Consider the following 26775-nt stretch of genomic DNA (forward strand, 5'->3'; position numbering starts at 1 on the left):
GCCAGTACGCGTCAAACTCCTTGCCGTGCTGTTCTTGGAGCCAGAATTCTCCGCCAGCCACCAATACTTCCCTATGAAATGGGATTCGCGGTAGGCGGGATGATCATTGTTATCGCGGATGAAATCATTCCGGGGGCATATTCGGAAGGAGACGGACGCCTCGCTACTATTTCTCTGGTTGTTTGTATTGCTGTAATGTTTGGTATTGATGTTGCCCTTGAATAAGTTAGCCCGAAGCAGCTTCTAACGGTTACTTCTCGCTTGTAGCATGCTTTGTTTTCCATTAGGTAGTTAAGCAAAGAGTTATTTTTAATTATGTATAATTCGGCACCTTATTGCGCAAATTTGCCACAGAGAGAAAAGACACTTCAGCGGTCATTTTCTTCGTGTTGATATGGGTACCAGCCGTCTGATCTTCGCGATCAGCGTCATCATATTGACTGGTATAGCTCTCTTCGTGGCGATGAATTCCTATTGGAATTCCGGCGGCCTAGCTATGCTTGGCTACTTGCTCGCCTTCTTCGGTACGATCGCTCTGATCCCGTTGGTTCTCCGCGACAAATTAAACAAGTCTTGGTCAGAAAAGTGACGTATGAGGCTCAGGGCGGAGTGGCATAGGCTTGGATGAACTTCGTTGCCTGGTGATTCCTGTCTGGTGACAGGACGTGCATCGTCTATGCAAGCCGTCAAGCATATCGATAGCTCAGGATGGCGAGTTGTACGCCATCATTGTTCGATAGACTCGCGAGTGGGACGATTATGGGCTAATTCAGGAAGGACCGACACCGACCCTGTATACGAATCTCTCGCCGACGCTGAAGATCCGTATCATCGATCGATGGCACCAAATCGTGAACTCGAACGCCGGATATATCGATAACTCAAACTGAGTCCAGAAGCGTATTCTCCAGTCACGTCCTGTCGGCTTTCTACCGGCTCCTGATCAACCCAGAGGGAGGGCCTGTCCGACTGTTCGGTGCAGATTCAGCAGATAGATCCGTTTGGAAGAGAACCGTTCAACAATGGCCCAGGATCGCTTCCGAGTGCGGGCATCCGGTGACTACACGCAGTCGCGATCAACAAGGTTCGTCGGCGCCACCGGAAAACTCGCCGTCCTGTTAGTTGTATTGCTCCAGATCCCAGTCGTAACGGCGCACGGTGAGGCAGAGTCGACGGCACTGAGTCAGTCTCATGGTCTGGCTGCAATTTTCGTGGGGCTGGCCCTCGTCGGCGGCGCAGTTGCGCTAAAGCGCACCGAACGGATCACCCCGACGACGGCGCTCTACGCTGCCTTTGCCGGTCTCGCCGTCGTCACGATCGGAGCAATGGTGTTTGACGGACTCGCACCTGACGCGTCCTACAGCGCCAGTACGATGCCGATCCCCCGCTCGTGGTATCCGCCGATGGCCTTGTTAACCGGCGTCGGAATCGCGGTTGTCAGTTTCGTCGTCGGGTGGCTCAAATGGCCAGGCCGACCGCGGTACACGTCCCTCGGAATCCTGATCGGACTTTGGGTCGCGTACCCGACGTTGATTCCCGGCCCTGCCAGCACGACGAACCCGCTGGGGTACGTGATCGTGCTCGCCACGCCCGTACTCCTAGGATACATCGTCTGGAAAGATGCGCAGGATGGGATCCGTGTCGCGTTGCACGACGCGACAGCCCGTCGGTTTGGAATCGGCGTCGGATTCCTCCTCGCCATGTACTTCTCGGCGCTGAGCGGCTATCTGACGTTCTTCCCGAGTGAGGGATCACCTCACCACACGATCGTGTCAATCGAAACCGTCCAGTACCAGCTCGTTCAATGGCCAACCCTCGAGGTATTCCTCCCACAGGTTCCGTTCTTTGTCGCCGTATCAATCGGATCAGTCGTCCTCGTCGGTAGCCTAAGTACACTCGTCGGGCTCAACGCCGCGCTGATTGCCTACCAGTGGCGATCTGAGCGCGTCGCGATCGCCGGAACCACCGAGGGAACGGCCGGAACGAGCGCCATTGTCGGCTCCTGTGCGTGTGGCTGCTGCGGACCGATCGTTGCCCAAGTTGTCGTACTCGTTGCTGGGCCGTCGATCGCGGCGCCGCTCTACTGGGTGTTCGTCGACTCAAAGTCTCCGTTCACGATGCTCTTCCTGGTGGCGAGCATTGGGCTCTTCACAGGTGGGCTAGTCTACGCGACGAAGCAAGCAAGCGATTTCGGGGCCCCTGTAACCAGTTCACCAGCCGCTGTCAATGACGGATGACGTGTCCGGTTAGCCCTCGGTCGAGTTGAGGAAGCCGAGATTCTGCTACTGGATGGCGTTGGAATGGTAGTCCCAGGAGTCGGCATCGTATGTCTGCCTGGCAACCTATCGAGTTCCAAGGCAGCTATTCAATCGGAATGGCCGGAGTGATCCAAATCGCTCGACAAGGTCGACAATTAGCTCCCGACGATTTCGGTGACGTACCCGTTGTAGACTTTGATCTTACATACAAAACGATGTACCGGCGCGTCGAGTGCTTTGCCAGAGCGCTCAATGCGCCTTCCCTCGATCTCGTTGGACCGGTCGAAATAAACGAAGTGTACGTCTCTGCCGGGATGCAAAGTCGCGCGCGTGACTTCTGGTCGCACTCGCGTGGGCAAGAGTCGTACGATGGCAACAAGGATCGTCCTCTTGTTCGCACTCAACAACCCCAAGAAACTCGCCAAAACGCTATGAATCGATCTCCTATCTTGCATGTCCAATAGAGCAGGGTGGCGGAGTCCTAATTCACGGGACAGCACGTGGATTTTTTGGCCTGGATAAATATCGCAGGTGGACCTCAATGCTGCTGTCGCGAGTCCAATAGTGAGGAGCAAAGATTGGCGAGCGGTTACATCCCGCCTGTCGCCGTCAGGTATGCGCTCGCAAACTGTACCGCATTGTACGCACCGTGAATCACGGCCGGAACAGCGAGGTTATCGGTGTACTCGTATGTTGCGCCCAGTGCCAGGGCGAGAACGAATGCGATACCGACATACACCAGCTTCCCTTCACCGGACAGCGAAAAGAGATGAATCGACGCGAAGAGGACGCTCGCAAGAACGATTGCATAGGCCGGATGCAGTGTTTCTCGGAGCGTACCCTGAACCAGTCCCCGGTATAACAGTTCCTCTCCCGGACCGACTAGCAGAAACGAGAGAGGAACGAGCAGTAGAAATACTGCTGGATTCTGATGACCAATCGTCACGATCTGATTTTGTGCCGACTCGAGTCCGAGCAAAGAGATGATCGTCGACGCGATTACGAGCAGGCCTAGGAGCGTAACTATTCCGGCGATGGTCACGGCAACATCTCGCCTGTCCGGAATCGTAACCGGGACGAAGTCGAAGCCGAGATCGCGGAATCTGAGATAGAGGACAGCGACCCCCCCGAACGTTACTCCTTGCAACAGGACTGTACTCAACACGAGACGCAACGATGGACGAGCTGTGACATCGATTCCGAATACGGCCAGAAGTATGGCAGCGACGGTAATGACGACCGATCCGATGATTGTGGAGCCGTACGTGAGTCCTATCGCACTCACAACTGAGCGGACTGGTGAAGTTGATTCCGTCATTTGAAGGAACTGATAACGGAGCGGTCTGTACAAGCTATACGCGAAGCTTCGATAGTTCGTCGTGTTGTCGAATTGTTATTGAGTTTTATCATTAGTTGTGGCGTCTTGTTTCGTTCCGCCTCACAGCCATCCTCGACCAGCTGAGCCCTGCGGCTATGACGAGCATGAATGCGAGAAGTGAGAGGTTCGGAATCGTCAGTCCAAATATCGGCGCCTGCCATTGGACAGCAGCACACGATCCATCGAAAGAACAGGTGGTTGTCGTCGCCTGCAGTACTGAGTGATAAGCTGCGGTTACTCCACCGAGGACTGAAAGCGGGATAACAGTCCGCCAGACTGCAGGACGGGCTTCGATCGTTGCGACACCGAGGACGACGACTAGCGGGTACATCAGAATTCGTTGGTACCAACAGAGGTCACACGGTACCAGTCCGAGACCGAGGCTAAACCAGAGACTTCCAGCTGTCGCGATCGCGACGACGAGTGTTGCACTGCCCAATACGAGCCGGACTCGGTCATGACCCATTTGCGAGTTGTTCGATGAAGGTACGGATTCGTTGTTCGTCACTCAGCGGGTTGACCATTTCGCCATCGATTATGAGTGCGGGGGTTCCCGAAATGCCGGCGTCGGCTGCTGCCTGACTCGTCTCCCGAATCGGTGATTCGTAGGCCTGCTCCTGAATCTTCGTTCGGAACTGTCCCGTCTCCGTTACTCCGGCCTCCTCAGCGAATGAAACGAGTTTGTCAGTGGTAGCCCACGTCTCACTCTCGGGTGGTTGATTGGCGAATACGTATTCATGATATCGCCAGTAGGTTTCAGGATCCACGTTCCAGGCTGCGAGCCCAGCTTGAGCAGCACGGGGGGCATCAGAGCCGAGGAAAGGTTCACCGTCAATATAGGCTAACGAGCGGAATTGTAAGCTAATGTCACCGGGCTCAACGTAGTCTGTGACGATATCGCCGAGGAAACCCGTGCTGAAGTCCGCACAGTACGGACATTTCCAGTTTCCATAGTAGGTCACAGTCGGTTGATCGGCTGACCCCGTCATCGCATACGTGGCTGACGCGGGGTCGTCTGGGACCGGCGCGTTTGCTACTGGGCCATCTACATCAGTATTTGATGACTCATTGTTTTCGCCACCGAGACATCCACTGAGTGCGACTACTCCACTCGTCGCGAGGAACCGGCGTCGCGTTAGCAGTCCACGTTCTTCACCCAATGGCGTGAACAGGGTCGAGATGCGTTCGCTATCGGTCATGCTTCTTCAATCATACTGTGGGTTTCTGAACTCGTCTGTTACGAAGGTAGGCCGTGAGTACGGTTGTGAGCAGGCTGAGGAGAATGAGAGTGGTGACTCCGAGGTGCGTTGTGATGATTATCGGTTTGAGGTTCTCTGTGATAGTCAGTCCTCCGAGTAAGACCTGAACTGGAAGCAAGACGAGTGCCGTTGTTGCGGACCATTTGACTAGTGTATCGTCTGGATAGACGATCCACAATCCAACTGCTGTCCCCGCGATGAAGAGGCCAGCAGTCATCGCAAGTCCCCGGTGCGCCCATTCGGCGAATATCTGGAGGGCAGAATATGGAGAATTTGCGATGATGTCGGGTTGGAGGAAAAGCACCCAGGTGCCATAGCAGGTCGGCCAGTCGGGGCAGAAAAGTCCGCACCGATTGCACTCGTATAGGCGCCGAGAAGCATCACGATATACACCAGAACCAGCGTCAGGCTGGCGATGTGCTCGTACTCCACTGGAGTTTCTGAAATCGTCCTTTGCAGGTAGTTCGAGTTCGTTGACTTTTGAGCCATATATCGGTTGGTGGGGAGATCCCAAATTACAATGTGGCTTGTTGAAGCGATGGTGACAAAAGTATAGGTCGGATTCCCATCGAATGGGATTCCGCCATCTATTCATTGTGGAGTCATCCCACAGCATTGTTAAGAAGACCCACGATTTGCTGGGAGATTACCTACGTACGAAGTTTATGAGACATCAAGGACAAACCCACGAACGGTCGTCAGATAGTCGCGAGCGGGACTCAGAGTCTGTTGAGGGTGAAACGTGTCCCGAGTGTCAAGGCCAAATCACCCAGGATGGTGACCGGGGTGAAGCGGCTTGTGAGAGCTGTGGATTGATTTTCGAGGAGAGCCGGGTCGACCACGGTCCTGAATGGCGCGCGTTCATGTCGGACGAACGTGATGAAAAGAGCCGCGTTGGTGCCCCGACAACGCAGCTGATACACGACAAGGGACTGAGTACGACGATTGGCTGGCAGGACAGGGACGCCTACGGACAGGCGGTTTCCGGTCGCAAACGCGCTCAGTTGCAGCGCCTTCGAACGTGGGACGAGCGGTTCCGGACGAAAGATGCCCACGAGCGGAATCTCAGGCAAGCGCTCGGTGAAATTAGCCGCATGGCGTCTGCTCTCGGGCTTCCGGAATCGATTCAGGAAACCGCCGGTGTTCTGTACAGGCGTGCTGTAGAAGAGAATCTACTGCCTGGTCGCTCGATTGAGGGAATGTCGACGGCTTCGTTGTATGCGGCTGCCCGACAGCACGGAATGCCACGGCCGTTGACGGAATTTGCCGACGTGAGCCGTGTCGAAAAAACCCGGATCCAACGAGCATACCGATATCTTTCCCGTGAACTTGGGTTGGAAATCGAGCCGGAAAATCCGACTCAATATCTTCCACAATTCGCGTCATCGCTTGACGTGAGCGACGAAGCAGAACGGCGCTCTCGGGAACTTCTTGAGGTGGCAACAGATAATGCCGTCCACAGTGGGAAGAGTCCAGCAGGATTGGCGGCCGCCGCTCTATATGCTGCGACCTGTCTCACGAACGAGCAGATCACACAGGAGACGATAAGTGAGGTCGCCCACGTCAGTCAAGTAACGATCCGAAACCGATATCAGGAGCTTCTCGAGGTGTACGCGGAGCATGACTGACCGAGCGGCCTGTTCGGACGACGTACAGTTACTGATGCGCCCATGATCCGATTTCTACTATGAGCGAGTTCTCACTCCAGACCGAAATCGAAGTATTGGAAACGCTTGCTGATCGGTCACCTTGTCATGTGATGGAGGTCGCTAAAGCCGTCGATAGACATCCGATTACTGTCGACCAGACATGTGCCCGCCTCTATAATGACGAGTGTATCTGTTCACTCGGCCGAGGCCTCTACGAAATCACTAAAGAGGGAGAACAACGACTCGAAACTGAGCACCGGTCATAATACCCCGCTACAAGTGTCACCATGTCGATCCTCATCTCGCGATTCTTCCGACAACTCTTCCATTATGAGCTGGGGGTTGCAATCTGTCTTGGATTCGTACCGTCGGGAGAATTCCCGAACGACAATCGGACATCATATCCCGACGAACACGTATAATCGAATAATGGGAGACAGTTCAGTGTCGTCCGAGGACTCACCGACGTTACAGGATGTCCTCGATGCGCTGGATGATCCTGAGTGCCGGGCCATTCTCCGCGAAACCGTTGAACCCATGACTGCAAACGAACTTATCGGTGCCTGTGACATCCCCAAGTCGACGTTGTATCGCAAATTAGAACTGCTCAGTTCCGGTTCTCTCGTGCGAGAGCAGGATACGATCAGCCCAGGTGGCGGACGAGTCACCCACTACGAACGGTCGTTCAATGACGTGACGATCTCCATGGACGACACAGGCGAGTTTTCGGTGAGTGTCGAACGTTCACCGCAGTCTACCGACGAACGGCTTGCAGACATCTGGTCGATGATGGGGGACGAGGTATGAACGAAGTAATAACCGCGATTGCGGTGGTTAAGTTCGTAATCCTACTTCTCGGAGGTGGGATCACCTACATCGCGTTCAAAGCCTATCAGCGGACTGGTGAGGATTCGCTCCGTGTTCTGGGTATCGGATTCGGTGTCATCACGCTCGGCGCTCTACTGACAGGCGTGGCCAACCAGTTCTTTTCCGTCTCACTAGCACGCGGTGTGCTCATTAACAGTGTGTTCGTCGCGCTTGGCCTTGCAATCATTATGTACTCTCTACATATTCAGAGATGATTTGGGTTTCGTCAGTCCATATTTACTGTCTGAAGCCACTGAAGTGCGGTTGACTGCTCTTCTGTCTCGAAATAGCGCATTTGGTCGGGTGCGACCGGCCAGATGGGCCGGATTATTTTCCACCAATCAAAGAGCAATTTCGCCCAGACCGAATCGCCGACTGCGGCGTAGCGGCTGATCGTGAACTGTGACCCGTAGCGTAGGTCGGGAATGATACCGTACAGGTGGGACAGAAACGTCGAACACGTCCAGTCCGGGACCACTTCTAGAACATGGACAGCACCATATTCGTTTGTTTTCTGGACGAGCAGTGAGTACAGTTCATCGTATCCCTGTCGGGTCCCCCGGCCGACTCGAATCGCGACGAGGTCTCCTTCGGTTTCATCGAGAATCTCAAACATCTGAGAGCTTGTGGTGGGAGCCATGCTTAGTGGTCGTGACTCGTACGATCGTCGGTCCCCATATCGATCTCCGTGTCACCCACGAGCTCGACGGTCGCGTGATCGATTCCACGGTCCGAAAGAAGCTGGTGGACTCGAGAGCGGATCGTCTGTTGTTGGTCTAGGGATGTTGGCTCATATTGAAGCCGCACCGTCGCTACCGTCAGCTGACTACATACTTGCCAGACGTGCAGGTCGTCGACGTACTCGACACCATCGATAGTCGTCAGTTCATCTCGAAGTCCATCCGGTGAGAAAGGGCTTCGCTCCAGGAGAATCGACGTGCTCCCGTGGAGCACCTTCCCTGCCGAAACGAGTATTAAGACACCAATGAGGACGGCAGCTACCGGGTCGGCGATGGGTAAATCGAACATGACGACGGCTAGTGTCGATATGATCACTGCGACTGACCCACCAGCATCGCCAAGGAGATGGTAGAATGCCCCACGCTCGTTAAGGCTCATTTCTCCTCCCTGGACGATATAGACGGACCCCAAATTGACAAGCAAGCCGCCGACAGCGATGATCAACGTCATTGTGGGGTCAATCGCGACTGGATCCAAGAATCGTTGATAGGACTCCCACAGAATATATCCGACCATCGGAACGAGCAGTATCCCGTTGAGAAACGCAGCAATTGGCTCCAATCGATGGAGACCGTACGACCACTCATCACCGCCTTCGAACCGTTCTGCAGTATAGCTCGCTCCGAATGCCATCGCGTACGCGAGCATGTCGAACAGCATGTGGAGCGCATCACTGATGAGGGCGACCGAACCGAAGAGGATTCCACCAGCCAGTTCGACAAGAAACCCAAGAAAATTGATAACTGCGACGAGTGCAAGCCGACGCGTACTGCCGCCTGGTTCAGATGGTGCTTCGTGTTCTGCCGTATCCTCCTGCGGATGCTCGTGCAGAGTCATAAGTTCACATTAAAGTTAGTGCTATTTCGAATCCGAGATCTCTGGATTTTCTTGGGTAGATACCTAGGACGTATCTCCTTTCGTTGACGTCGAATCCTGTGCCGGAGATTCGACAGTGCCGAGGCTTCAGACTCGCATTGTGGCCGTCAATTGCAGTTTCGGGCTGATCTGATTCTTCGGTGAGGGACGTGTCCTGAGCGGAGGTTCCGACGAGATCCAACGGACGAATCCAGATGAACCAAACAACGGATATAGTCGTGCCGTAGCCGACGATCCACACGAGATCAACTACGGCAGAGAGGTTCGCCTCTTCGAGAGCATATACCAGAAAGCCTGAATTGATGAGTCCAACGAGAACAAACAACTGTCGCGACGAGAGACCGAACGGATATCCTCGCTGGTTGGCCTCGGTATGGGTACTGACGATTTTCTTGGTCTCTGTCCCCATATTATCCCTCTAGAGCGTTGGTTTCGGTGTCTGTCTCCGGCGTAATTCGAGAGAGTCGCATCGCATTCCCAGTGACGGCTGTCGTCATTCCGGCGTCGCCAGCGAGGACGGCGAGCCAGATGGGGACGTATCCGAACGGGACTGCGACTGCCAGACCGGCTTTGACAGCGAGACTCGACCAGATGTTCTGCCGGATGACGCCGTTCGCATCGTTTGCGAGTTCGTAGAGATACGGGAGCTTCGCAAGGTCATCGCCCATTAAGGCGATGTCGGCGGTTTCCAATGCGGTGTCGGTTCCGGCAGCTCCCATCGCCACGCCGACTGTGGCGGTGGCGAGTGCCGGTGCGTCATTGATGCCGTCACCGGTCATCGCAACGCCGTCGTACTCGTCGACGAGGTCCTCTATCGCGGTCACCTTCTCCTCGGGGAGCAATTCGGCCTGGTACTCGTCGACGCCGACCTGTTCGGCGATCGCGCGGGCAGTCCGCTCGTTGTCGCCCGTCAGCATCACCGTTCGGGAGACGCCGAGTTGATTGAGCCGTGTTACTGTTCGCTTCGCTTCCGGACGGATCTCGTCGGCGACCGCGATGACGCCTTCGAGCTCGTCTTCGGTTCCAACGAGGACAACGGTCTTCCCTTCTGCTTGGAGTTCGGGAACCGTCTCTTCGAGGAGGTCGAGACAGTTGTTCCGGTCGCAAATCTGGCGGGCTGTCTGTGTCACAACACCCCTGTCCGTCGTTGCGTGAACGTGCGAGAGGTCGAAATCCAACTCCTCGAACAGCCCTGGCTTGCCAGCGAAATGGGGAGTTCCGTCAAGGTCGGCACGCACACCCTTCCCAGTGATGCTCTCGAAATCGTCGATCTCGCGTTCGGCGACCCCCACGCTGCCGGCTTCAGCGACGATTGCCTCGCCGATGGGATGTTCACTCCGCTGTTCGAGCCCATGTGCACACCGGAGGACGTCTTCCTCTGACTTCCCGTTCAATGGAACGACGTCAGTGACGGTGAGTTCACCTTTCGTGAGCGTTCCCGTTTTGTCGAACGCGACGACGTCGACGGCGCCCATCGCTTCGAGGTAGTTGCCGCCCTTGATTAGGACCCCATTCTTCGCGGCACTCGTGATCCCCGACACCACGGAAACGGGTGTTGAGATGACGAATGCACACGGACAGGCTAGTACCAGTAACGTCAGCCCGTAGACGACGGCCGTAGGCCAGGCCGTCCCGAGGACGTATGGGCTTGCCACCATCGTCAGGATAGCGAAGGCGACGACGACTGGTGTGTAGTATGTCGAGAAGCGTTCGACGAACTGCTCACGCTCGGTCTTGTTCGACTGGGCGTCTTCAACCATCTCCACGATACGCGAGAGCGTGTTATCGCCAGCTTCGGAGGTGACCTCCGCCTCGAGATATCCCTCTTCGTTGATCGTGCCGGCGTACACCTCGTCACCTGTCGTCTTGTCGACGGGCACGCTTTCGCCCGTGATGGGCGCCTGATTGACGGCGCTTTCACCGTCGACGACGGCCCCGTCCATCGGGATTTTCTCCCCCGGCTTTACGACGACAATGTCTCCGACAGCAACCTCATTGACGGGAACCGTCTTCGTGCTATCGTCCCGCTTGACGGTCGCCTCATCCGGTGAAAGGTCCATTAGCTCTCGGAGCGAGTTCCGGGCGCGATCCATCGAGTACCGCTCCAGCAGTTCGGCGACGCTGAACAGGAACGCGAGGGTGGCGGCCTCGAAGTAGAGCGCCTCACCGAAGGCGAGGCTCGCAACGAGCGCCCCGAGGATAGCCACCGACATCAAGAAGTCGATATCGAGGTTCAGATTCCGTGCCGAGTAGTAGCCGTTGCGAAGAATCTCTTGACCACCGGAGGCGACGGCAACGAGGAACAGTGCATCGGCAACAAACAGATCCGTGCCGAGAAGACTTGCAAGCTGTATATTCTGCCCAGTCAGGAAGAACTCGAAGAGCAAGCCGAGGGCGACGAATCCACCGCTAATCCATGTCTTGAGCGCTCGCGGACTCGTCCAGATACTCTCGCGCTCCTCAGTCGCTTCCTGACGTACTGATTCGTCGCTCGAAGTGTCTGTAACCTCGTACCCGCCACTCTCGATAGCACCGATGATATCGGCTTCTCCAGCCCTCGAAGAATCGTACGTGACGGCGACGGTTCCGGTCGTTGGCTGGGTTTCGTATGTTGTGACACCACCGACCCTGTCGAGAGCATTTTCGATTTTGCCCGCGCACGAAGGGCAATCCATTTCTGGGACCGTGAATTCCGAGGTTACCTCGCCAGTGTCCTCCACGGTGTACCCGACCTTTTCAACCCGATCAGCTATCGCGGTGGCGCTTGTTTGCTCGCCGTCATAAGAGACTGTCAACGTTCCCGTCGTTACTTGTGGGTCGACACTACGGATTCCGCCCAGTTTTTCGACACTGTTTTCGACCTTTCCTGCACAGGATGGGCAGTCCATTTCCGGGACCGAAAACTGTGCAACGTCCCCTTGATCTAATGGTGGGGAAGCGCCATCGACACTCCGTCTTGCGTGCTGTGTGTGTTCATGATCAACATGGTCGTGGTCATGCGTGTGCCTTTGCTCGTGAGATCCCTCTTCGTGCTCGTGGGCATGATCCGGTGATTCACCACTTCTGTCGTGGGAATCGTCGTCAGGTGAGGTCATTACTCGCCACTAGCCACTGCACGTTTATTAAATCGACTGCTATAAAACCCCCTTTAAACACCAATCCTTAACAAAATATTCGGTCTAAATTATTAATCCTGTCCTCGGCTCATTCCACTCGAACTGTCCCGACCATCCCGGAGACCTCATGTGGAATACAAAAGTATCCGTATGTTCCAGGGTGATCGAACGTGTGGTCGTAGTTCTCGCCCGGAGCGATGAGTCCCTCCTTGACCCGGCTCCTTGCAGCACGCTCTGACTCGAAGCCACCACTTGCGAAGTACGCGGCCTCGTCTGGAATCTCGTCTTCATACGCTGTGACCGTGTGCTCAATGTTGCTTTCGTTCGTCCACGTTACTGTCTCCCCAGGTTCGATCGTCACGGTCTGTGGCTCGAACGTGTGGCTGTCGGGCATCGTGGCGGTCTGGCTTGACGATGACTGTCCATTCAAACACCCGGCGGTGATGAGAGTCGCCAGGGTAACAGCGCTAAGTCGCAACACCGCCCGTCGATCGTAAAACTCGAGTGACATTGTGACAAAATTGGGCGGGACCTATTAGAGCGCCACGAAGAGGTCGGTCACGTACATAACGCTGAGACCGAGCAGGAATGCAAGCAGATTCGTAGCGCTGGCCACGCGACCGCCTGCATCCCGAACCATTCGTGCAATCTCCCAGTTGACCTGCAGGATTGCACCAACTCCAATTGCGAGGAAGAAGGCGCCGATCGTCGGCGAATATGCGAGACTACCGATCCAGCCACCGAGGATGACTGGTGCGCCGGCGATGACGCCGAGCGCGACGAAGTGCTTGAGCGACGGGCGTTTTCCGCGGGCGACCGGCGCAACAACAGCTGGGCCTTCCGTCACGTTGTGGAGCATAAATCCGATCACGAGGAATGCGCCGAGCGACACACGCCCAAGTGCAAACGAACTCCCAATCGCCAGCCCCTCCGCAAGGTTGTGGAGGCCGATCCCTACCGCGACCAGATAGGCGATCCAGAGACCACTACTCGCCCGACTATCACCAGCGTCGACACGCCCCTCACGCCACGCGCTGATCGCCTGGACGAGTAATAGCGCGCCGAAGATCCCGAAAACGACCAAGAGATTGCCCTCGAACGCGCCTGGAACCCGCTCGGCGAGTTCGAACGCCTCGAACCCGGCGTCGAACGCCAAGAAGCCTAGTACACCGGCCGCAAATAAGAGAACGGCGTGCAGCCAGCGATCACTCATCGTCTTGATGTAGGGGAACCAGAGCATCCCTAGTGCGACCGGGATCACCCCGACGAACAGCCCGATGACGGCAAGCGTTCCGAGCAGACTGAGGCTAAATCCGGGTGACTGGCTCGGAGCGACGATCGTATTATGGAACGTCGCTCCGTCAGAGAGTACGAGAGCGACTTCAAGATCCCACCCCGGATTCCAGTGATACGGGATTACGATCTGTGCGCTTTCCATCGGGGCGAGCGTTTGGTCACCACCGGCCCCTTCGACCTGGAAATCCCAGTATGCTTCGTCGACGAGAATCTGTGATATCGTCACGGATTCGGGCCCGTTATTCGTCACGTGCAGTACGACTGTTTCATCGCTCGGAAGCGTCGTGTGCGTGACCGTGACGTCGGGAAGTGGTTCACCGCTCTGAACACCGGCGAGCGGTGACGTGAACGCGAACACACCCAAGACGAGTACGAGCAATACGATCGGGAGTAACGCGCTGACCCACCGCGGAAGTCCGAGCGGTTGTGTGACCTCGTTCTCAGCTGGTACACCACTGTCAGTCGTCGAGTTTTGTGTCTTGTCCGCCATGTTAGACCACCTCGAAGAAGCTCATCCAGCCGAGTTCGGCGAACTCCGACTGGTGAGCATGAAACATGTACAGTCCCGGATCGTGGTCAGAGTAGTCGATCTCCAGAATACCGCGCTGTGCCTGGCACTGCATGATCGTGTCGACGTTCTTGAGCGTCGGCGTCAATGTCGTCCCGTGGTCGTAGTAGTCGAAGAACTGCGAGTGAGTATGGAACGAATTGATGAGATCGAACTCCGTCGAATTGGAGAGGTACACGCGCTGGCGTTCGTTCTTATCGATCTGGATGGGGCGTTTCGTCTCGCCCGCCGTCCAGTTGCCGTTGCCGTCAGTGCCACCAACCCCGTATCCGAACGCCCGTGTGTTCACCGCGTAGACCTCATTGCCACCGTCGAAGTTGGTGTCGAACGAGTTCATCACCATTACCATCTCGTTGACGGCGTCGTTCTCAGCGTACTCGTGATTCCGGCTCCTCGCCTCTTCGACGAGCTGGTCCTGGAAGTTGTCGGTAATCGGCCCAGGGTAATTGACGTAGTCGCGTGGGTTCTCACTGACGCGTTCGGGGTCCGGATCAACGATGATTGTGCCGTAGAGTCCACGATGGATGTGTTCTTTCAGTGGGAGCGAATGGCAGTGATAAAAGTGCGTGCCGGCGGGTTGGGCGATCCACTCGTAAGTGAAGGATTCACCCGTATTGAGGACGCCGGGGCCGTTCTGGGGAATTCCATCCATTCTCGGGTTGAGGTTCTTCAGGTGCGGATGAATCGTGTGAGCATGCCGCCCTAGGTTCGTGAACTTGACACGGATCAGGTCGCCCTCAACAGCGCGGATCGTCGGGCCCGGCACCTGGCCGTTGAATGCCCACGCCTGGAACTCGACGCCCGGTGCGATGGTGATCGTCGTGTCGACGGCAGTGAACTCGAACTCCCGGACGGTTCGGCCGTCCTCCTCGTAGACCTGCTGAGGAACGTTATCCTGCCCGCTGTCTCCGATATTGAACGCCGTGAGGAACTCGTGCGGGTCGAAATCCAAATCCCGGTATTCGCCTACAGCACCGAAATTGCCGTGTTCATCCTCGTCCTCGTGATCGGACGAGGCACTTGTCCGAGAGCTCCCGAGTCCGACTGCTGCACTCCCGGCGACACCGAAACCGCCGAGTACCGTACGGCGACTGACGTTCGCTTCACCGGTGAGCGATTCGACCAATCGCTGTTCAAGTCGTTCTGTGACATTCGCTGCACTATCGTAATCTATCGATGGCATGATCTCCTCCGCTGGTCGAGCCTTCGAATACCCATATATCCTAGTTGACCCCATCCAATATATAAATTAGCCCTATCTAAACTTTGAGTGGATCTAAACAAATAACGGGATGCGGACTTTCGAGCTTCTCAGTTAGCACCCTTAGTGAGAGATCGGGTAGATACAGAACGTGCAACTTCATCGGGTAGAGCAACTGGTTCGTCTCCACTATCAGGATCGAGTGTGACCATACCAAATGATGTGGTCTCGACAACGTCCACTACAGTTCCGGGGTGAATCCCGTGTTCGGACAGGTACCGGAGTAGAGCCGGATCTTTGTCCGGCACCCGTTCGATTCGAACGCTGTCGCCTACTTGATGATCAGCAAGCGTGTCCTCATATTTTGCTCCCGAAACGTCTAGATCCGCCGTGGGAATTGGGTCGCCATGGGGATCAACCGCTGGATCTTCCAGCTGCTCTGCAATCCGGTCGGCGAACTGACTGCTGATATGGTGTTCAAGGCGATCTGCTTCGTCGTGTACCTCTGCCCAATCATACTCAAGGTGGTCCGTTAGATATCGTTCTAAGAGCCGATGGTGGCGAATGATCTCGAGAGCAATAGGAACTCCAGTGTCCGTGAGCTTGACCCCCTGATAGGGTTCGTAATGGACGAAATTACGCTCTGACAATTTTTTCATCATACTGGTAACCGTCGATTGTTCTACGTCCATATATTCAGCGAGAGCCGAGGTCCGTACCCGGCCATCCGTTTCGTTCTGGAGATAATAGATCGCTTTGAGATAGTCCTCCACGATCGCGCTCAACATAGACGATAATTAGGCCCGGCTAAATTTATAATTTGCTATATAACATATTCTCAATGTCACCAACTGTGAGTGCGCTCCTGATGTTCCGTGAGATCGTTCTGGTGTGTCTCATCTACAACACCAAGCGTGCCGTTCAGTAGTGAAATCCAGTGCTCTATGGCGATTCAATAGAGCCGTCGTAATGGAAGTACTTGCGTATCTCGCTGGCTACTGAGTATGGTAATCGACCGGCGGTGGACAGACCGGTCTCGTTTTCTCCCACACTTGTGGCTGTGGGGATTCGCGTTGGACTATGCGAATGCGCCACAAGAATAAAGAAGACATTGACCGTCTCTTCACCCATGCCTGGAACAGTAACCGAGAAGCTCATCGAGGACCATCTCGTCGACGGCCAGCTGGAACCGGGCGAGGAGATCGCCCTCGAAATTGATCAGACGCTCACCCAAGACGCCACGGGGACGATGGTGATGCTCGAACTCGAGGCGATGAACATCGAACACCTCGAAAGCGAACTCTCTGCACAGTACGTCGACCACAACCTCATCCAGGAGGACAACAAGAACCCCGACGACCACCTGTTTCTGAACAGCGCGTGCGAGAAGTGGGGCGTCTGGTTCTCGCCCGCCGGGAACGGCGTCTCCCATCCCGTTCACCAGGAACGGTTTGGCGTGCCAGGCAAGACGCTGCTCGGGTCGGACTCGCACACGCCCGCTGCGGGTGCCATGGGCATGCTCGCGATCGGCTCCGGCGGTCTCGATATCGCCATGGCGATGGCTGGCGAGCCCTACCACGTGAACATGCCCGAAGTGTGGGGCGTTGAGTTGCGTGGTGAACTCCCGGACTGGTGCAGCGCCAAGGACGTGATCCTCGAGATGCTGCGTCGTCACGACGTTGATGGCGGTGTCGGGCGCGTCATTGAGTATCACGGCCCCGGGTTAGACACCCTGACAGCGATGGATCGCCACGTGATCGCCAACATGGGCACCGAGTTGGGTGCCACCAGCACGGTGTTTCCGGCCGACGACGCAGTGAAAGAGTTCCTCGCTCAACAGCAGCGCGCAGACGAATTCCGCCCGTTGCACGCTGACGACGACGCCGAGTACCACGTGATAGAGACGATCCACCTTGACGAGATTGAGCCGTTGATCGCCAAACCGTCCAGCCCCGGCAACGTCGTTCCGGTGACGGACGTCCAGGGTGAGGACATTTACCAGGCATACATCGGATCCAGCGCGAACCCGGGACTCCGGGATTTCGCGGTACCGGCGATGATCGTGAAAGGAGAGCGCGTTCCATCGGCGGTCAGCTTCGACGTGAACCCCACCTCTCGACAGATGCTTGAGAACTTGACCGAGATGGGACATCTCGGAGAGTTATACGCGAGCGGCGCTCGCGTCCACCAGGCGGGGTGCAACGGGTGTATCGGGATGGGCCAGGCACCAGCGTCCGGCCGAAACAGCCTCCGAACGGTGCCGCGGAACTTCCCCGGGCGCACCGGCACCCGTGAGGACAGCGTGTTCCTGTGCAGCCCCGAAACCGCGGCTGCGAGCGCGCTCACCGGCCAGATCACGGACCCACGCGCCCTCGAAGAGACGCACGGCATCGAATATCCGGAGTGGTCTGAACCGCAGGAGATCATCGTGGACGAATCGGCGTTGAGTCCGCCGCCGGAGACCCCGGGTGGCGAACTGGAGAAAGGACCCAACGTGAAATCCTTGCCGGAATTCGAGCGGGTCTCCGACGCTATTACTGGCCCCGTGTTGATGAAAGTCGGCGACGACATCTCGACCGACGAGATCATGCCCGCTGGCTCGGACGTGCTTCCCTACCGGTCGAACATCCCGAGGATCAGCGAGTGGGTGTTCGATCAGGTCGAGCAGGGGTTCTATGAGCGCGCCCAGGAGCAGGGCGCGCCGTGGCTTGTGGTGGGCGGGTCGAACTACGGGCAGGGGAGTTCGCGCGAGCACGCGGCCCTGGCACCGTACTACCTGGGGATGCGGGCGGCGCTGGCGGTCAGCTACGCACGCATCCACTGGCAGAATCTCGTGAACTTCGGCATCGTGCCACTCGAGTTCACTGATCGAGGCGACTACGAGGAGATCGATCAGGGCGATACACTCGAACTGCCCGACGTTCGCGAGGAGATGCAGAACGGCAGCGAGGTTACCGTGCGCAACGCCACACAGAACACGACGTTCTCAGCCGAGCACAGCCTGAGCCCGCGCCAGGTCGAAATCGTCCTGCAAGGTGGGTTGATTGAGGACTTCAAGCCGAGTTGACTGAGAGCCGTATGGGGCCGACGTCCTTATTCGACTCACTCGCCCTCAGGGTGCCACTTCGTGTTGTCGGAGGCGCCACCTCAAACCATGATCATTTCTGTCCCGTTTCGACTATTTAAATTCGCCCTGAGACCGTCAGAGTCGGTCTGATGGCAAGAAACGTTGAATCACAAGCCGAGTGTTCGTCGAATCGGTCATCGACTACTACGAGTGATTTTTACTCGCTGCTCGACGCGAGTGGCCCGCGCAATGTTTGAGCCTTTAGAGAGCTTACTAGGCTCAAATGGCGACAGGTCGTCGGATAGAAGTGGCGAGACATTTATCGGAAGATCAGCTTGATGAGGCGATTAACGAAGCCCAGAAGGCGGACGAGACGCGTCTCGTCCGGCGGCTCTGTTTCGTCAAGAACCTCCTCTTGGAGTTCACTGACCCTCGTGTCTTTATCCTCAGGCAAGACTTCAGCAAAGACGGTATCAATGCCAAGTTCGTCGGCGGCTGCATTGGCAATATCCTCCGAGTCACCGGTTAGCATCGCCACATCCATTCCCAACTCGTGAAGCGCGTCCACGACCTGGTAGCTTTCCTCGCGGATGATGTCAGTAAGGGCGAAGGCAGCAACCGGTTCGCCCTCTTGAATGAGGTACTACTGTTTGTGTGTTCTCACCGGCTTCTTGGGCGAATTCAACAAGGATCAATGGAACGTCGCTGTCGAGTTGAGAGAGGAGATTAGGACCGCCGACATAGATCTCTTACCATCGATCGTTGCTCGAACACCACGGCCCTTGAGTGCCTCGAAGTTCGTGGCATTCTGTGCTGAGACCTCACGCTCGGTTGCCGCATTGCGGATGGCGTTCGGAATCGCCTTCGGCGCCAGCAGCGAGGGAGAGTGCCTCCTCTGCGGTAAGGGCATCCACGGTCGTTATATCCACGACACCCTGCTCACCTTCAGTGAGCGTCCTGTTTTGTCAAAAATCACTGTATCGAGTTCACGGGCTTGCTCCATGGCAACCCGATCACGGATGAGCATCCCGTTCCTAGCCGCCAACGACGTATTGATGGCGACCACCAGCGGAATGGCGAGTCCCAATGCATGCGGACAGGAGATTACTAATACAGTGACAGCTCGTTCGATGACGGAGGCGCCAAATGTTATCGCGAACGTCCACACGATAACAGTGATAGCAGCGGACGCCACTGCGATGTAGAAGAGCTAACCTGCCGCACGATCCGCGAGAATCTGGGTTTGAAACTTACTCTGCTGGACTTCCTCAACGAGACGCATAATCCCGGCGAGGACCGTTTCCTCACCCGTGGCAGTAATCCGGACTCGAAGACTTCCGTCACCGTTAATGGTCCCTCCGATTACTTCGTCACCAGGATCTTTGAACATCGGGCACGATTCGCCGGTGATCATTGACGTCGGACTTGCCTTCCTCGACGACGCCATCGGCAGGGACGCTCGCACCTGGACGAACAAGGACGAGGTCCCCTTCCGCTAAATCGGAAACGGGCACCTCTTCAGTCTCACCGTTGGTGATTCGTTCGGCTGTGTCGGGCATGAGCTGGGCTAGCTCATCGAGCGCGCTCGAGGCACGGCGAACGCTGCGCATCTCGATCCAATGCCCTAACAGCATAATATCTATCAGGGTCGCCAATTCCCAGAAAAACGCCGTTCTGCCGGGGAAAAGTACGGTCGAAAGACTGTAAATAAACGCAACGGTAATCGCCATCGAAATCAGCGTCATCATCCCAGGCGCTCGGTCCCGCAGTTCAGGGACAGCCATCCGGAGGAACGAAATGCCGCCGTATGCGAAGACGATTACCGCAAAAACAGGGTTGATTCACTCACTGCCGGGGAACGCTGGGACCGTGAACCCGAGCCGCTCTTGGAGCGTCTCACTGTAGAGTAATACTGGAAGTGAGAGCAAAAGATAGATGAAAAATCGCTGCCGGAACATCTCCTTATATCCTGCATACATTCCCATCCCTTCGTGATCGCCATGGCCATTCCCGTGGCCGTGGTCCGCATGGTCATCGTGCCGGTCGTGTTTTTCCTCTACCTCCTGACGCGTTTGATGTGTTTCAGCCTCCTCTTCAAGTAGTGACTGCTCCTGTGGCTCCGGCTTCTGATCGTCTCGGCCGACGCGCTCATTATCCGTAGTATGCTCCTGGTCTGATCGTTGTGAGAATCCCGTACGTGACCGTCCATTGTATAGTCCTTGACCGTGTAGCCGCTTCAGTTGCTGGCGGGGTGGTTCTAAATCTCCTCAGGGCGTGCGTGGGCGTTCGCCCGTTGGATGCGAGGCGCAGCATAGATGTTGTACATGGCAAGCGAGACGACGCCTATTCCGATGATGAAATTATTCCAAAAGAGGAAACCAGAGATTTCAACCACGAAGGGGGCAATAAGGAGCCAGCCACCGAACAAGCCACTGACAGCTGCCGCGCGTCGACTTAGTATTCCTCGGGAGTGTTTTTGAGAATAGTTATACCCGGCAATGACCAGAATGCCAATCCCGACGAAAACGTTATTCCACCGGGCTACAACCGGTGCTCCGAAAATGAAAGACACAGAGAGTGACCAGAGCCCAAAGAGCCCGTTTGTTGCCACGGTCCACGTTGTTGGCGAAGTCATGAGAAATACTCAGAAAGCGGACTGCGACGTGTTTCGAGGCCGTCGTTAGGATGATGCCATCTCGCGACAGGTTTCCACGCACTCGCGCAGAACGTCGGCGCACACCTGGCAATGTTCCTCGTCGTGCTGTTCACACTCGTCCGCACATTCTTCGCAGGCATCTGCGCACGTCTCGGCAAGGTCAGCGCTGTAGTTGGATTGCCGAACCATGAAGCGCGCGTGGAGTGTGGTGAGGTCGGCAACATCACGACAGAGCCGCAGGCACTCCGCCATCTCTTCGCCTTCCCCTGCACACTCGTCCGCACACCATTCACACGCTTGCGCGGCTTCGAAACAGTTGTCAATACACTCTTCCATCGTCCCCTCGACGTGGTCGATCTGGGTCAGAGCCATTGCATGAATCGCTTCTCGGTGGATGTACTTTGTTATCGGTTGACCAAGCTCAGGCGCGGATTAATGAGATAGGGGTAATGGAGTCTGAGCCATCGAAATCGAAACAATGAGATCGCCTGGAAATGAGCGGTAAAGAGTTTCTTCCTTCCGATATTGAGACCCGACCAGTTTACTATAATCAAACTGAAGAACGGGACCTACTCCAATTTGTTGCAATTATAAAGTAATAGAATATAATCATAGGGTCTAGTGTAAAGCCGCTCTATGGCAGAGGATGCCTATGGTCGATTCAACCGTCCATACTCTCAGTGTCCTGTTTGCGATCATCACCGGGACAGGCGCCGGGCTGTTTGCGCTGCTGTTTTGGCAGGTGTTCCATGACTCGCCATTCGGAACCATCATTGCATTACTCTCTGCGACGATATCCGGAATGATCTTCTACCACGTATCCCTGTTTCTGCTTGCCCCAAATTCATTACTTCTTGATACGCTCAGAAGTGCACTGTATACGATTATTGCCGTCTTCCTGTGGTTAGTGATTGCAACCCATCAGGAGCTCGAGCACACTGCACCAGGAGGCTGATTCTCATGATAGAGCCGATTCACTTGACGGCCTATAACTTAGTGATCGGCATCATTACAGCAGTCGGAGTTCTATATTTTCTCTTCCTCAAGCCGACTGTCGTTGAGTATCATCAGTTTCTCTTCGTCACGATCGCCGGCTTGCTGGTGTTTCTCATTGGTGGGCCCATCGTCGAATTACTCGTCCCAGAACTGCTTCACTGGCTTCACGGGATTGCATCCCTGTTAGTGATTCTAGGGCTGTACAATCCCGTGAAGAACAAAATCCGCCGTGATGCATGGGCGGACGTTCTCTTGCGAGAGCCAAGCCAAGTTCGTGAACCTGAAGACTGGATGCTACCGGTTGACGATACGATTCTGGGGCTCTTCCACTCGACAGATCTTGTCTTGACGCCCTCAATTATCGCCTACAATACCGGTTATAGCAGGGATGAGGTGAATCGCAGGTTAGTTGAACTGGAAAAGCGGGGGTTCGTCAACAAGATTGAGCGAGGAAAATACCAGATCACCGCGCTCGGGCGGCAATACTTTGATGGATCAGTGTCGCACAGCCTTCGGAATCAGTTGCGACATCTCTGTCGCCTAGTATTAAAGAGCTGACCTACACCAGCTCTTCTGTCTGGCCAGCTACTCAGACGACAAGATAGAATGTGAATTCGTAGTAACTTATCATATGGCAACTATTATATGTGATAGCGTAGATATAGTAGAGATTAAATCCTGACATAATAAATAGAAAGAATAATTGAATATATCGCGGGCGACTCAGGTTTGAGTAATTAGGAACAGTAGCGTAGAACCATATGATGGCCTCAGTAACGACGAAGCGCGGTTATGAGAGGATTCCCTGTAAGCCGAGACGTACTTCCAGATACCTTGGTTTCATTTATCGGCGAATGTAATCCTCAAGCGATGACAGCAGACACGATTCGCACGTGGCTTGTCGAACGGACGTATTCTGACGACGAACAGAACCTGATCATCCTCACCTACGCCACAACGGACGGTCAACAGTATTTCCGAAAGGAGCGGGCGCTCACATCCTTCACGGACGTACGTGATACGACTGCAGCAGTCGAGGCCGAGCTAAACAACCTCGGCTCTGTTGACGACCCGGAGCTTCGAGAACAATATGCTACAGAAGCTCAGCGGATGGAAGATCTCCATGACCCCGATGATCTTATCTAATTCACCGAGGTGAGACACGGTCAGTTTTGGTGGTCCACAACCGATTACGAGGTATGCGAGAGCTCATCTTCGCCCTTGACTACGAACCTGGGTCCAACACATTGGCAGATACACTCGCCGACCATCCCGACGCCAAAATCAGGTCTCTCTCGCTGCATGCCACCGCCGAGAGTCTATGGCGCGTCGGCCACGCAACAGGTTCATCAGATGCTCTAGCGGCAATTAAAGACGTATTCCTCACCACAGACTACTATGCGGACTGTCTTGCGACGGAGGAGTGTGATGCTGACTCACGCACTCAAATCCTCGAACACACGGACGATATGCTCGTTCTCTATTCATACTGGGAGCGGACGCCATCGTGTACGTCAGTCCCCCACATCGCACTTGAATGCCTCGGAGATAGAGCACTGTTCGAGATGCACCACGAGCAGCGACGCTACAGGTGGCGCGTCATCTACTCAGAAGAGGGCGACGTACGTGCGTTTCTTGACAAACTCGAACATGCCGTTGCCGACTGTGCAGCGGTGGAGATGCTCTGTCTAGCAGACGTATCATCTACATCCCTAGACGGATATACTGATATGGACGGATTACCACCAGAGCAGTCAGAAGCATTCAGAGCGGCCGTCGAACACGGCTATTACGAAACTCCCAGAGCGATTGATCTCGGCGAACTTGCTGAGAAACTCGATATACCGCGTTCAACACTCACCTATCGCGTCCGTCGTGCCGAGGGGCAGATCGCAAAGCAGTTCGTCGAAACGGAGCGGTAACGGACGCTTCCACACCTCGTAATTGGCGTACTCTAATTGTGGTTTGGAGTATGCCAGACTAATCCTTATCCAGTAGCTACTCTTTTATGAGCGTATGAGCGAGACCGACGACACAGAGGAAAGCCATACGCAGTGGAGTGGGTCATGGTATAGCTTCCCTCCAATCCGAAATGCGCTCATCGCAGCCGGGATTGTGCTTCTCACATTCACATTCAGTCGCATTTACTCCCTGCCATTGGTGGCAGAGAACGGGCTGTACGCGATAGCGATGCTGATCGGTGGATTCCACTGGGCGCAAGAGGGAATCGAGGAACTGGTCGGTGAGTTCGAGATCGATATCGAAATTCTGATGTTAGCCGCAACCGCCGGTGCAGCCTTTCTTGGCCTCTGGGAAGAGGCAGCGTTCCTCGTCATTCTCTATGGCGGTGCGGAAGGCGTCGAGGAATACACGTTCGCACGAACGCGAGCGTCGATCCGAAGCCTACTTGATCTCGCGCCCGAAGAGGCGCGGCTCATCATGGACGGAAGCTCACAGATGGTCCCCGCACGGGAGCTCAACGTGGGTGATGTCTTCCGCGTCAAACCTGGCGAATCGATCCCAACCGATGGCCGGGTTATCGATGGGCGTTCGACTGTCGATCAGGCAGCGGTCACCGGTGAATCCACTGCCGTCGATAAGCAAGAGGATGACCAGGTGTTTGCCGGTACTGTCAATCAGGAGGGTGTCCTCGATATTGAAGCGACCACGACGTTCGAGGATAACACGCTCTCGCAGATGATCCATCTCGTCGAGGAGGCCCAGGAAGAAAAGGGGAAATCACAACTCTTCATCGAGAAGTTCGGCGGCGTCTATTCACCCGTCGTTCTCCTGGCCGCGGTCGGACTTATGCTTGCGCCGTTCGCCATTGCGTTCCCGGACTACTGGACGAGGCGGGCAATTGTTCTGCTCGTCGCGGCTGCACCCTGCGCTCTGGTCATGTCGACGCCGATTGCGATTGCATCAGGTATCGGGCGAGCTGGCCGAGAGGGAGTCCTCGTCAAGGGCGGGATTCACCTCGAAAACTTGGGGAAAGTTGAGGCGATCGCCTTCGACAAGACCGGCACCCTTACTCGGGGCACGCCGGCGGTCACGGACGTTGTCGCATTCGAGGGAACCGAAGACGACGTACTCGGGCGAGCAGCGAGCGTCGAACAGTATTCCGAACACCATCTCGGGGAAGCGATCATGGAGGCCGCCGCTGAACGCGGACTCGAACAGACCGAGATTTCCGAGTTCAGCTCGATCACCGGCTACGGGGCGCAAGCACAACTCATGGAGGAGACCGTGTACGTCGGGAAACCAGGGCTATTCGAGCGATTTGAACTCGACGTCGATGGGATTGCTGCAGTCGAGCAACTTCAAAACGAAGGGAAGACGGTCGTGCTCGTTGGGACCCAATCCCGAATTATGGGCGTCATCGCCCTCCGTGATGAGCCGCGTCCCGAGGCGAAGGACGTCATCCGTGAGCTTCACGACATGGGCGTAGAGGTCCTCATGCTCACGGGGGACAACGAGCAAACAGCGCAGGCAATTGCGTCAGAGCTCGGGATCGACGATGTACGGGCGGATCTGAAACCCGAAGAGAAGGTCGAAGCGGTCAAAGAACTCACAGCGACGTACGAGGCAGTCGGAATGGTCGGTGACGGCATCAACGACGCCCCGGCACTGGCCCAGGCAACGGTTGGGATCGCTATGGGAACTGCGGGAACGGATGCCGCGATCGAAGCGGCTGATATCGCATTGATGGCGGATGATATCACGAAGGTCACGTACGCACTTCGACTCGGTAAGCGGGCACAGCGGATTAGCCGCGAGAACATCGTGTTTTCGCTGCTCGTGTTAGCCGCGCTCATTCCCGCTGCGTTGCTCGGTGTGATCGGAATCGCCATTGCCGTCGTCGCTCACGAGGGTTCTGAACTGCTGGCGATTGGAAACGGACTTCGGGTGAGACGAGGCTGACGGAGAGGGAGTATGACTGAGAGCTTCCTCGGACTGCTGTCCGACGTGCGCACGGCCAAAAAGCACGGTCCCGATGCGATTTCGAAGCGGCAACACGACCGTCTCGCCGAGATTGTGGCCTTCACACGCGCCAACTCCCCCTACTATCGTGAGCTGTATCGGGAGTTGCCAGAGCGAGTTGACGATCCGACGTTGCTGCCAGTCACCGACAAGAAGGAGTTGATGGCTCACTTCGATGACTCGGTCACGGATCGTGAGGTGACGCTTGAGAAAGCCCGCGCGTTCGTTGATGATCCGAATCAGATCGGCGCGCAGTTTCTGGGGAAATACACTGTCTCCATTACTTCCGGTACGACCGGGACGCGCGGGATCTTCCTCCAGGACGACCGGGCACTCGCGGTGACAAAAGCCCTCGCCGTCCGCATGATGAGCGACTGGCTGACCGCCAGCGATCTCCTCAGGATCCTCGCAGGTGGCGGGCGTCTTGCTATGGTGAATGCAACCGGCGGTCACTTCGCCTCGGCGACCGCCGCTGCTCGCCTGCGTACCGGTAGTCGCGTGCGCAGTAGTGCCGCTTCAGCCTTGAACTACTAGATTTATTTCCTCAGAGCGCCTCTTAGTAGTATTCAGACGTGCTCTGAACCCACTCATGCCACGAACCCAGCAGTATGTTGTCGATCTGTCTGCCGACGAACGAGCCGAACTCGAAGCGATGTTAGCGGCTGGAACGCACAAAACGCGTGTTCTCACGCGAGCGCGCTGTCTCTTACATGCGGATGACGGCTTGACTGACGAGCAAGTCAGTCAAGCCGTCGGCTGTCACCCGGGAACGGTTGCCCGATTCAGGAAACGCTACACCGAGGACGGCCTCGCGGCGATTCATCGCCGCAAGGCCGACCGCGTCTACGAGCGCAAACTCGACGGAC

27 protein-coding genes and 2 pseudogenes are annotated in these 26775 nt (G+C 55.9%); 14 read left to right on the forward strand and 15 right to left on the reverse strand.

Annotated elements, in window-relative coordinates; translation table 11 throughout:
- Positions 1-394: 394 nt before the first annotated feature.
- From LCF40_RS18045 to LCF40_RS18055, 3 genes and pseudogenes are all read left to right on the forward strand, one after another.
- On the forward strand, positions 395-589 hold the full coding sequence (locus LCF40_RS18045) for a hypothetical protein (RefSeq protein ID WP_224829580.1): 195 nt from the start codon (positions 395-397) through the stop codon (positions 587-589).
- A gap of 433 nt (positions 590-1022) precedes the next feature.
- Positions 1023-2237, forward strand: a complete 1215-nt coding sequence (locus LCF40_RS18050) for a hypothetical protein (protein ID WP_224829581.1) — start codon at positions 1023-1025, stop codon at positions 2235-2237.
- 209 nt (positions 2238-2446) lie between these two features.
- Positions 2447-2638, forward strand: a pseudogene (locus LCF40_RS18055) (IS1595 family transposase); the annotation flags it as partial.
- A gap of 209 nt (positions 2639-2847) precedes the next feature.
- On the opposite strand, the gene LCF40_RS18060 reads toward LCF40_RS18055, so the two are convergent.
- From LCF40_RS18060 to LCF40_RS18075, 4 genes are all read right to left on the reverse strand, one after another.
- Positions 2848-3576 (reverse strand): CPBP family intramembrane glutamic endopeptidase, encoded by a 729-nt coding sequence (locus LCF40_RS18060; RefSeq protein ID WP_224829582.1) that lies wholly within the window; start codon positions 3574-3576, stop codon positions 2848-2850.
- Positions 3577-3667: 91 nt separating this feature from the next.
- The gene (locus tag LCF40_RS18065; protein WP_224829583.1) at positions 3668-4102 is read right to left on the reverse strand and encodes a disulfide bond formation protein B; all 435 of its coding nucleotides are present in this window, start codon (positions 4100-4102) and stop codon (positions 3668-3670) included.
- The gene (locus LCF40_RS18070) at positions 4092-4598 is read right to left on the reverse strand and encodes a DsbA family protein (protein ID WP_318247910.1); all 507 of its coding nucleotides are present in this window, start codon (positions 4596-4598) and stop codon (positions 4092-4094) included. Before LCF40_RS18070 ends, LCF40_RS18065 begins: the two co-directional genes overlap by 11 nt.
- 247 nt (positions 4599-4845) lie before the next feature.
- Positions 4846-5511, reverse strand: a complete 666-nt coding sequence (locus LCF40_RS18075) for a COX15/CtaA family protein (RefSeq protein ID WP_318247911.1) — start codon at positions 5509-5511, stop codon at positions 4846-4848.
- Positions 5512-5560: 49 nt separating this feature from the next.
- On the opposite strand from LCF40_RS18075, the gene LCF40_RS18080 reads away from it, so the two are divergent.
- The 3 genes from LCF40_RS18080 (at position 5561) to LCF40_RS18090 (ending at position 7626) form a co-directional block, all read left to right on the forward strand.
- On the forward strand, positions 5561-6523 hold the full coding sequence (locus LCF40_RS18080) for a transcription initiation factor IIB (protein ID WP_224829606.1): 963 nt from the start codon (positions 5561-5563) through the stop codon (positions 6521-6523).
- A gap of 450 nt (positions 6524-6973) precedes the next feature.
- Positions 6974-7351, forward strand: coding sequence for a helix-turn-helix domain-containing protein (locus LCF40_RS18085; protein ID WP_263623743.1), 378 nt, complete (start codon positions 6974-6976; stop codon positions 7349-7351).
- Positions 7348-7626, forward strand: a complete 279-nt coding sequence (locus tag LCF40_RS18090) for a DUF7521 family protein (RefSeq protein ID WP_224829587.1) — start codon at positions 7348-7350, stop codon at positions 7624-7626. The genes LCF40_RS18085 and LCF40_RS18090 overlap by 4 nt, the downstream gene beginning before the upstream one ends.
- Positions 7627-7637: 11 nt before the next feature.
- On the opposite strand, the gene LCF40_RS18095 is transcribed toward LCF40_RS18090, so the two are convergent.
- From LCF40_RS18095 to LCF40_RS18130, 8 genes are all read right to left on the reverse strand, one after another.
- Positions 7638-8027 carry a SpoIIAA family protein gene (locus LCF40_RS18095; protein WP_224829588.1) on the reverse strand — a complete coding sequence of 130 codons (390 nt, stop codon included), beginning with the start codon at positions 8025-8027 and terminating at the stop codon, positions 7638-7640.
- A gap of 26 nt (positions 8028-8053) precedes the next feature.
- The gene (locus LCF40_RS18100) at positions 8054-8989 is read right to left on the reverse strand and encodes a cation diffusion facilitator family transporter (protein ID WP_224829589.1); all 936 of its coding nucleotides are present in this window, start codon (positions 8987-8989) and stop codon (positions 8054-8056) included.
- 4 nt (positions 8990-8993) lie between these two features.
- Positions 8994-9437 carry a DUF7996 family protein gene (locus LCF40_RS18105; protein ID WP_224829590.1) on the reverse strand — a complete coding sequence of 148 codons (444 nt, stop codon included), beginning with the start codon at positions 9435-9437 and terminating at the stop codon, positions 8994-8996.
- Position 9438: 1 nt separating this feature from the next.
- On the reverse strand, positions 9439-12123 hold the full coding sequence (locus LCF40_RS18110) for a heavy metal translocating P-type ATPase (RefSeq protein ID WP_224829591.1): 2685 nt from the start codon (positions 12121-12123) through the stop codon (positions 9439-9441).
- Positions 12124-12232: 109 nt separating this feature from the next.
- Complete coding sequence (locus tag LCF40_RS18115) at positions 12233-12538, reverse strand: cupredoxin domain-containing protein (protein WP_224829592.1); 306 nt, start codon at positions 12536-12538, stop codon at positions 12233-12235.
- Positions 12539-12679: 141 nt separating this feature from the next.
- Entirely contained in the window at positions 12680-13930 is a 1251-nt protein-coding gene (locus LCF40_RS18120) for a ZIP family metal transporter (RefSeq protein WP_224829593.1), read from the reverse strand.
- A gap of 1 nt (position 13931) precedes the next feature.
- Positions 13932-15191, reverse strand: coding sequence for a multicopper oxidase domain-containing protein (locus LCF40_RS18125; protein WP_224829594.1), 1260 nt, complete (start codon positions 15189-15191; stop codon positions 13932-13934).
- Positions 15192-15319: 128 nt separating this feature from the next.
- On the reverse strand, positions 15320-15997 hold the full coding sequence (locus LCF40_RS18130) for a metal-dependent transcriptional regulator (protein WP_224829595.1): 678 nt from the start codon (positions 15995-15997) through the stop codon (positions 15320-15322).
- A 233-nt stretch (positions 15998-16230) separates the two neighbouring features.
- Between LCF40_RS18130 and LCF40_RS18135 the strand changes: the two genes are divergently transcribed.
- Positions 16231-18276: an aconitate hydratase gene (locus tag LCF40_RS18135; RefSeq protein WP_224829596.1), complete on the forward strand. Its 2046-nt coding sequence runs from the start codon at positions 16231-16233 to the stop codon at positions 18274-18276.
- Positions 18277-18685: 409 nt separating this feature from the next.
- On the opposite strand, the pseudogene LCF40_RS18140 reads toward LCF40_RS18135, so the two are convergent.
- The 3 genes and pseudogenes from LCF40_RS18140 to LCF40_RS18150 all read right to left on the reverse strand — a co-directional run.
- A pseudogene (locus tag LCF40_RS18140) lies at positions 18686-20255 on the reverse strand (heavy metal translocating P-type ATPase); the annotation flags it as partial.
- 278 nt (positions 20256-20533) lie between these two features.
- Positions 20534-20887, reverse strand: coding sequence for an SPW repeat domain-containing protein (locus LCF40_RS18145; protein WP_224829597.1), 354 nt, complete (start codon positions 20885-20887; stop codon positions 20534-20536).
- Positions 20888-20956: 69 nt separating this feature from the next.
- Positions 20957-21304 (reverse strand): four-helix bundle copper-binding protein, encoded by a 348-nt coding sequence (locus tag LCF40_RS18150; RefSeq protein WP_224829598.1) that lies wholly within the window; start codon positions 21302-21304, stop codon positions 20957-20959.
- A gap of 280 nt (positions 21305-21584) precedes the next feature.
- Between LCF40_RS18150 and LCF40_RS18155 the strand changes: the two genes are divergently transcribed.
- The 7 genes from LCF40_RS18155 to LCF40_RS18185 all read left to right on the forward strand — a co-directional run.
- Positions 21585-21887: a hypothetical protein gene (locus LCF40_RS18155; RefSeq protein ID WP_224829599.1), complete on the forward strand. Its 303-nt coding sequence runs from the start codon at positions 21585-21587 to the stop codon at positions 21885-21887.
- Between the two features lie 5 nt (positions 21888-21892).
- A complete protein-coding gene (locus LCF40_RS18160; RefSeq protein WP_224829600.1) occupies positions 21893-22486 on the forward strand; it encodes an ArsR family transcriptional regulator in 594 nt (197 codons plus the stop codon).
- Positions 22487-22798: 312 nt separating this feature from the next.
- Positions 22799-23074: a DUF7967 family protein gene (locus LCF40_RS18165; protein ID WP_224829601.1), complete on the forward strand. Its 276-nt coding sequence runs from the start codon at positions 22799-22801 to the stop codon at positions 23072-23074.
- A 53-nt stretch (positions 23075-23127) separates the two neighbouring features.
- Entirely contained in the window at positions 23128-23850 is a 723-nt protein-coding gene (locus tag LCF40_RS18170; RefSeq protein WP_224829602.1) for a helix-turn-helix domain-containing protein, read from the forward strand.
- Between the two features lie 94 nt (positions 23851-23944).
- A complete protein-coding gene (locus LCF40_RS18175; RefSeq protein WP_224829603.1) occupies positions 23945-25849 on the forward strand; it encodes a heavy metal translocating P-type ATPase in 1905 nt (634 codons plus the stop codon).
- A gap of 12 nt (positions 25850-25861) precedes the next feature.
- On the forward strand, positions 25862-26443 hold the full coding sequence (locus LCF40_RS18180) for a phenylacetate--CoA ligase family protein (RefSeq protein WP_224829604.1): 582 nt from the start codon (positions 25862-25864) through the stop codon (positions 26441-26443).
- 55 nt (positions 26444-26498) lie between these two features.
- The coding region (locus LCF40_RS18185) for a helix-turn-helix domain-containing protein (RefSeq protein ID WP_224829605.1) at positions 26499-26775 on the forward strand (277 nt) is incomplete at its 3' end.

The organism is Saliphagus infecundisoli, from assembly GCF_020177375.1.
Taxonomy (GTDB): Archaea; Halobacteriota; Halobacteria; order Halobacteriales; family Natrialbaceae; genus Saliphagus; species Saliphagus infecundisoli.

Excerpts from the sequence above, each read along its gene's own strand:
- LCF40_RS18125 (WP_224829594.1), bottom strand. The coding sequence starts at position 15,191 with ATGCCATCGATAGATTACGATAGTGCAGCGAATGTCACAGAACGACTT.
- LCF40_RS18090 (WP_224829587.1), top strand. The coding sequence starts at position 7,348 with ATGAACGAAGTAATAACCGCGATTGCGGTGGTTAAGTTCGTAATCCTA.
- LCF40_RS18095 (WP_224829588.1), bottom strand. The coding sequence starts at position 8,027 with ATGTTTGAGATTCTCGATGAAACCGAAGGAGACCTCGTCGCGATTCGA.
- LCF40_RS18060 (WP_224829582.1), bottom strand. The coding sequence starts at position 3,576 with ATGACGGAATCAACTTCACCAGTCCGCTCAGTTGTGAGTGCGATAGGA.
- LCF40_RS18065 (WP_224829583.1), bottom strand. The coding sequence starts at position 4,102 with ATGGGTCATGACCGAGTCCGGCTCGTATTGGGCAGTGCAACACTCGTC.
- LCF40_RS18080 (WP_224829606.1), top strand. The coding sequence starts at position 5,561 with ATGAGACATCAAGGACAAACCCACGAACGGTCGTCAGATAGTCGCGAG.
- LCF40_RS18165 (WP_224829601.1), top strand. The coding sequence starts at position 22,799 with ATGACAGCAGACACGATTCGCACGTGGCTTGTCGAACGGACGTATTCT.
- LCF40_RS18160 (WP_224829600.1), top strand. The coding sequence starts at position 21,893 with ATGATAGAGCCGATTCACTTGACGGCCTATAACTTAGTGATCGGCATC.
- LCF40_RS18075 (WP_318247911.1), bottom strand. The coding sequence starts at position 5,511 with ATGCTGTGGGATGACTCCACAATGAATAGATGGCGGAATCCCATTCGA.
- LCF40_RS18120 (WP_224829593.1), bottom strand. The coding sequence starts at position 13,930 with ATGGCGGACAAGACACAAAACTCGACGACTGACAGTGGTGTACCAGCT.
- LCF40_RS18155 (WP_224829599.1), top strand. The coding sequence starts at position 21,585 with ATGGTCGATTCAACCGTCCATACTCTCAGTGTCCTGTTTGCGATCATC.
- LCF40_RS18105 (WP_224829590.1), bottom strand. The coding sequence starts at position 9,437 with ATGGGGACAGAGACCAAGAAAATCGTCAGTACCCATACCGAGGCCAAC.
- LCF40_RS18115 (WP_224829592.1), bottom strand. The coding sequence starts at position 12,538 with ATGCCCGACAGCCACACGTTCGAGCCACAGACCGTGACGATCGAACCT.
- LCF40_RS18110 (WP_224829591.1), bottom strand. The coding sequence starts at position 12,123 with ATGACCTCACCTGACGACGATTCCCACGACAGAAGTGGTGAATCACCG.
- LCF40_RS18170 (WP_224829602.1), top strand. The coding sequence starts at position 23,128 with ATGCGAGAGCTCATCTTCGCCCTTGACTACGAACCTGGGTCCAACACA.
- LCF40_RS18180 (WP_224829604.1), top strand. The coding sequence starts at position 25,862 with ATGACTGAGAGCTTCCTCGGACTGCTGTCCGACGTGCGCACGGCCAAA.
- LCF40_RS18130 (WP_224829595.1), bottom strand. The coding sequence starts at position 15,997 with ATGTTGAGCGCGATCGTGGAGGACTATCTCAAAGCGATCTATTATCTC.
- LCF40_RS18100 (WP_224829589.1), bottom strand. The coding sequence starts at position 8,989 with ATGACTCTGCACGAGCATCCGCAGGAGGATACGGCAGAACACGAAGCA.
- LCF40_RS18150 (WP_224829598.1), bottom strand. The coding sequence starts at position 21,304 with ATGGCTCTGACCCAGATCGACCACGTCGAGGGGACGATGGAAGAGTGT.
- LCF40_RS18175 (WP_224829603.1), top strand. The coding sequence starts at position 23,945 with ATGAGCGAGACCGACGACACAGAGGAAAGCCATACGCAGTGGAGTGGG.
- LCF40_RS18045 (WP_224829580.1), top strand. The coding sequence starts at position 395 with ATGGGTACCAGCCGTCTGATCTTCGCGATCAGCGTCATCATATTGACT.
- LCF40_RS18050 (WP_224829581.1), top strand. The coding sequence starts at position 1,023 with ATGGCCCAGGATCGCTTCCGAGTGCGGGCATCCGGTGACTACACGCAG.
- LCF40_RS18085 (WP_263623743.1), top strand. The coding sequence starts at position 6,974 with ATGGGAGACAGTTCAGTGTCGTCCGAGGACTCACCGACGTTACAGGAT.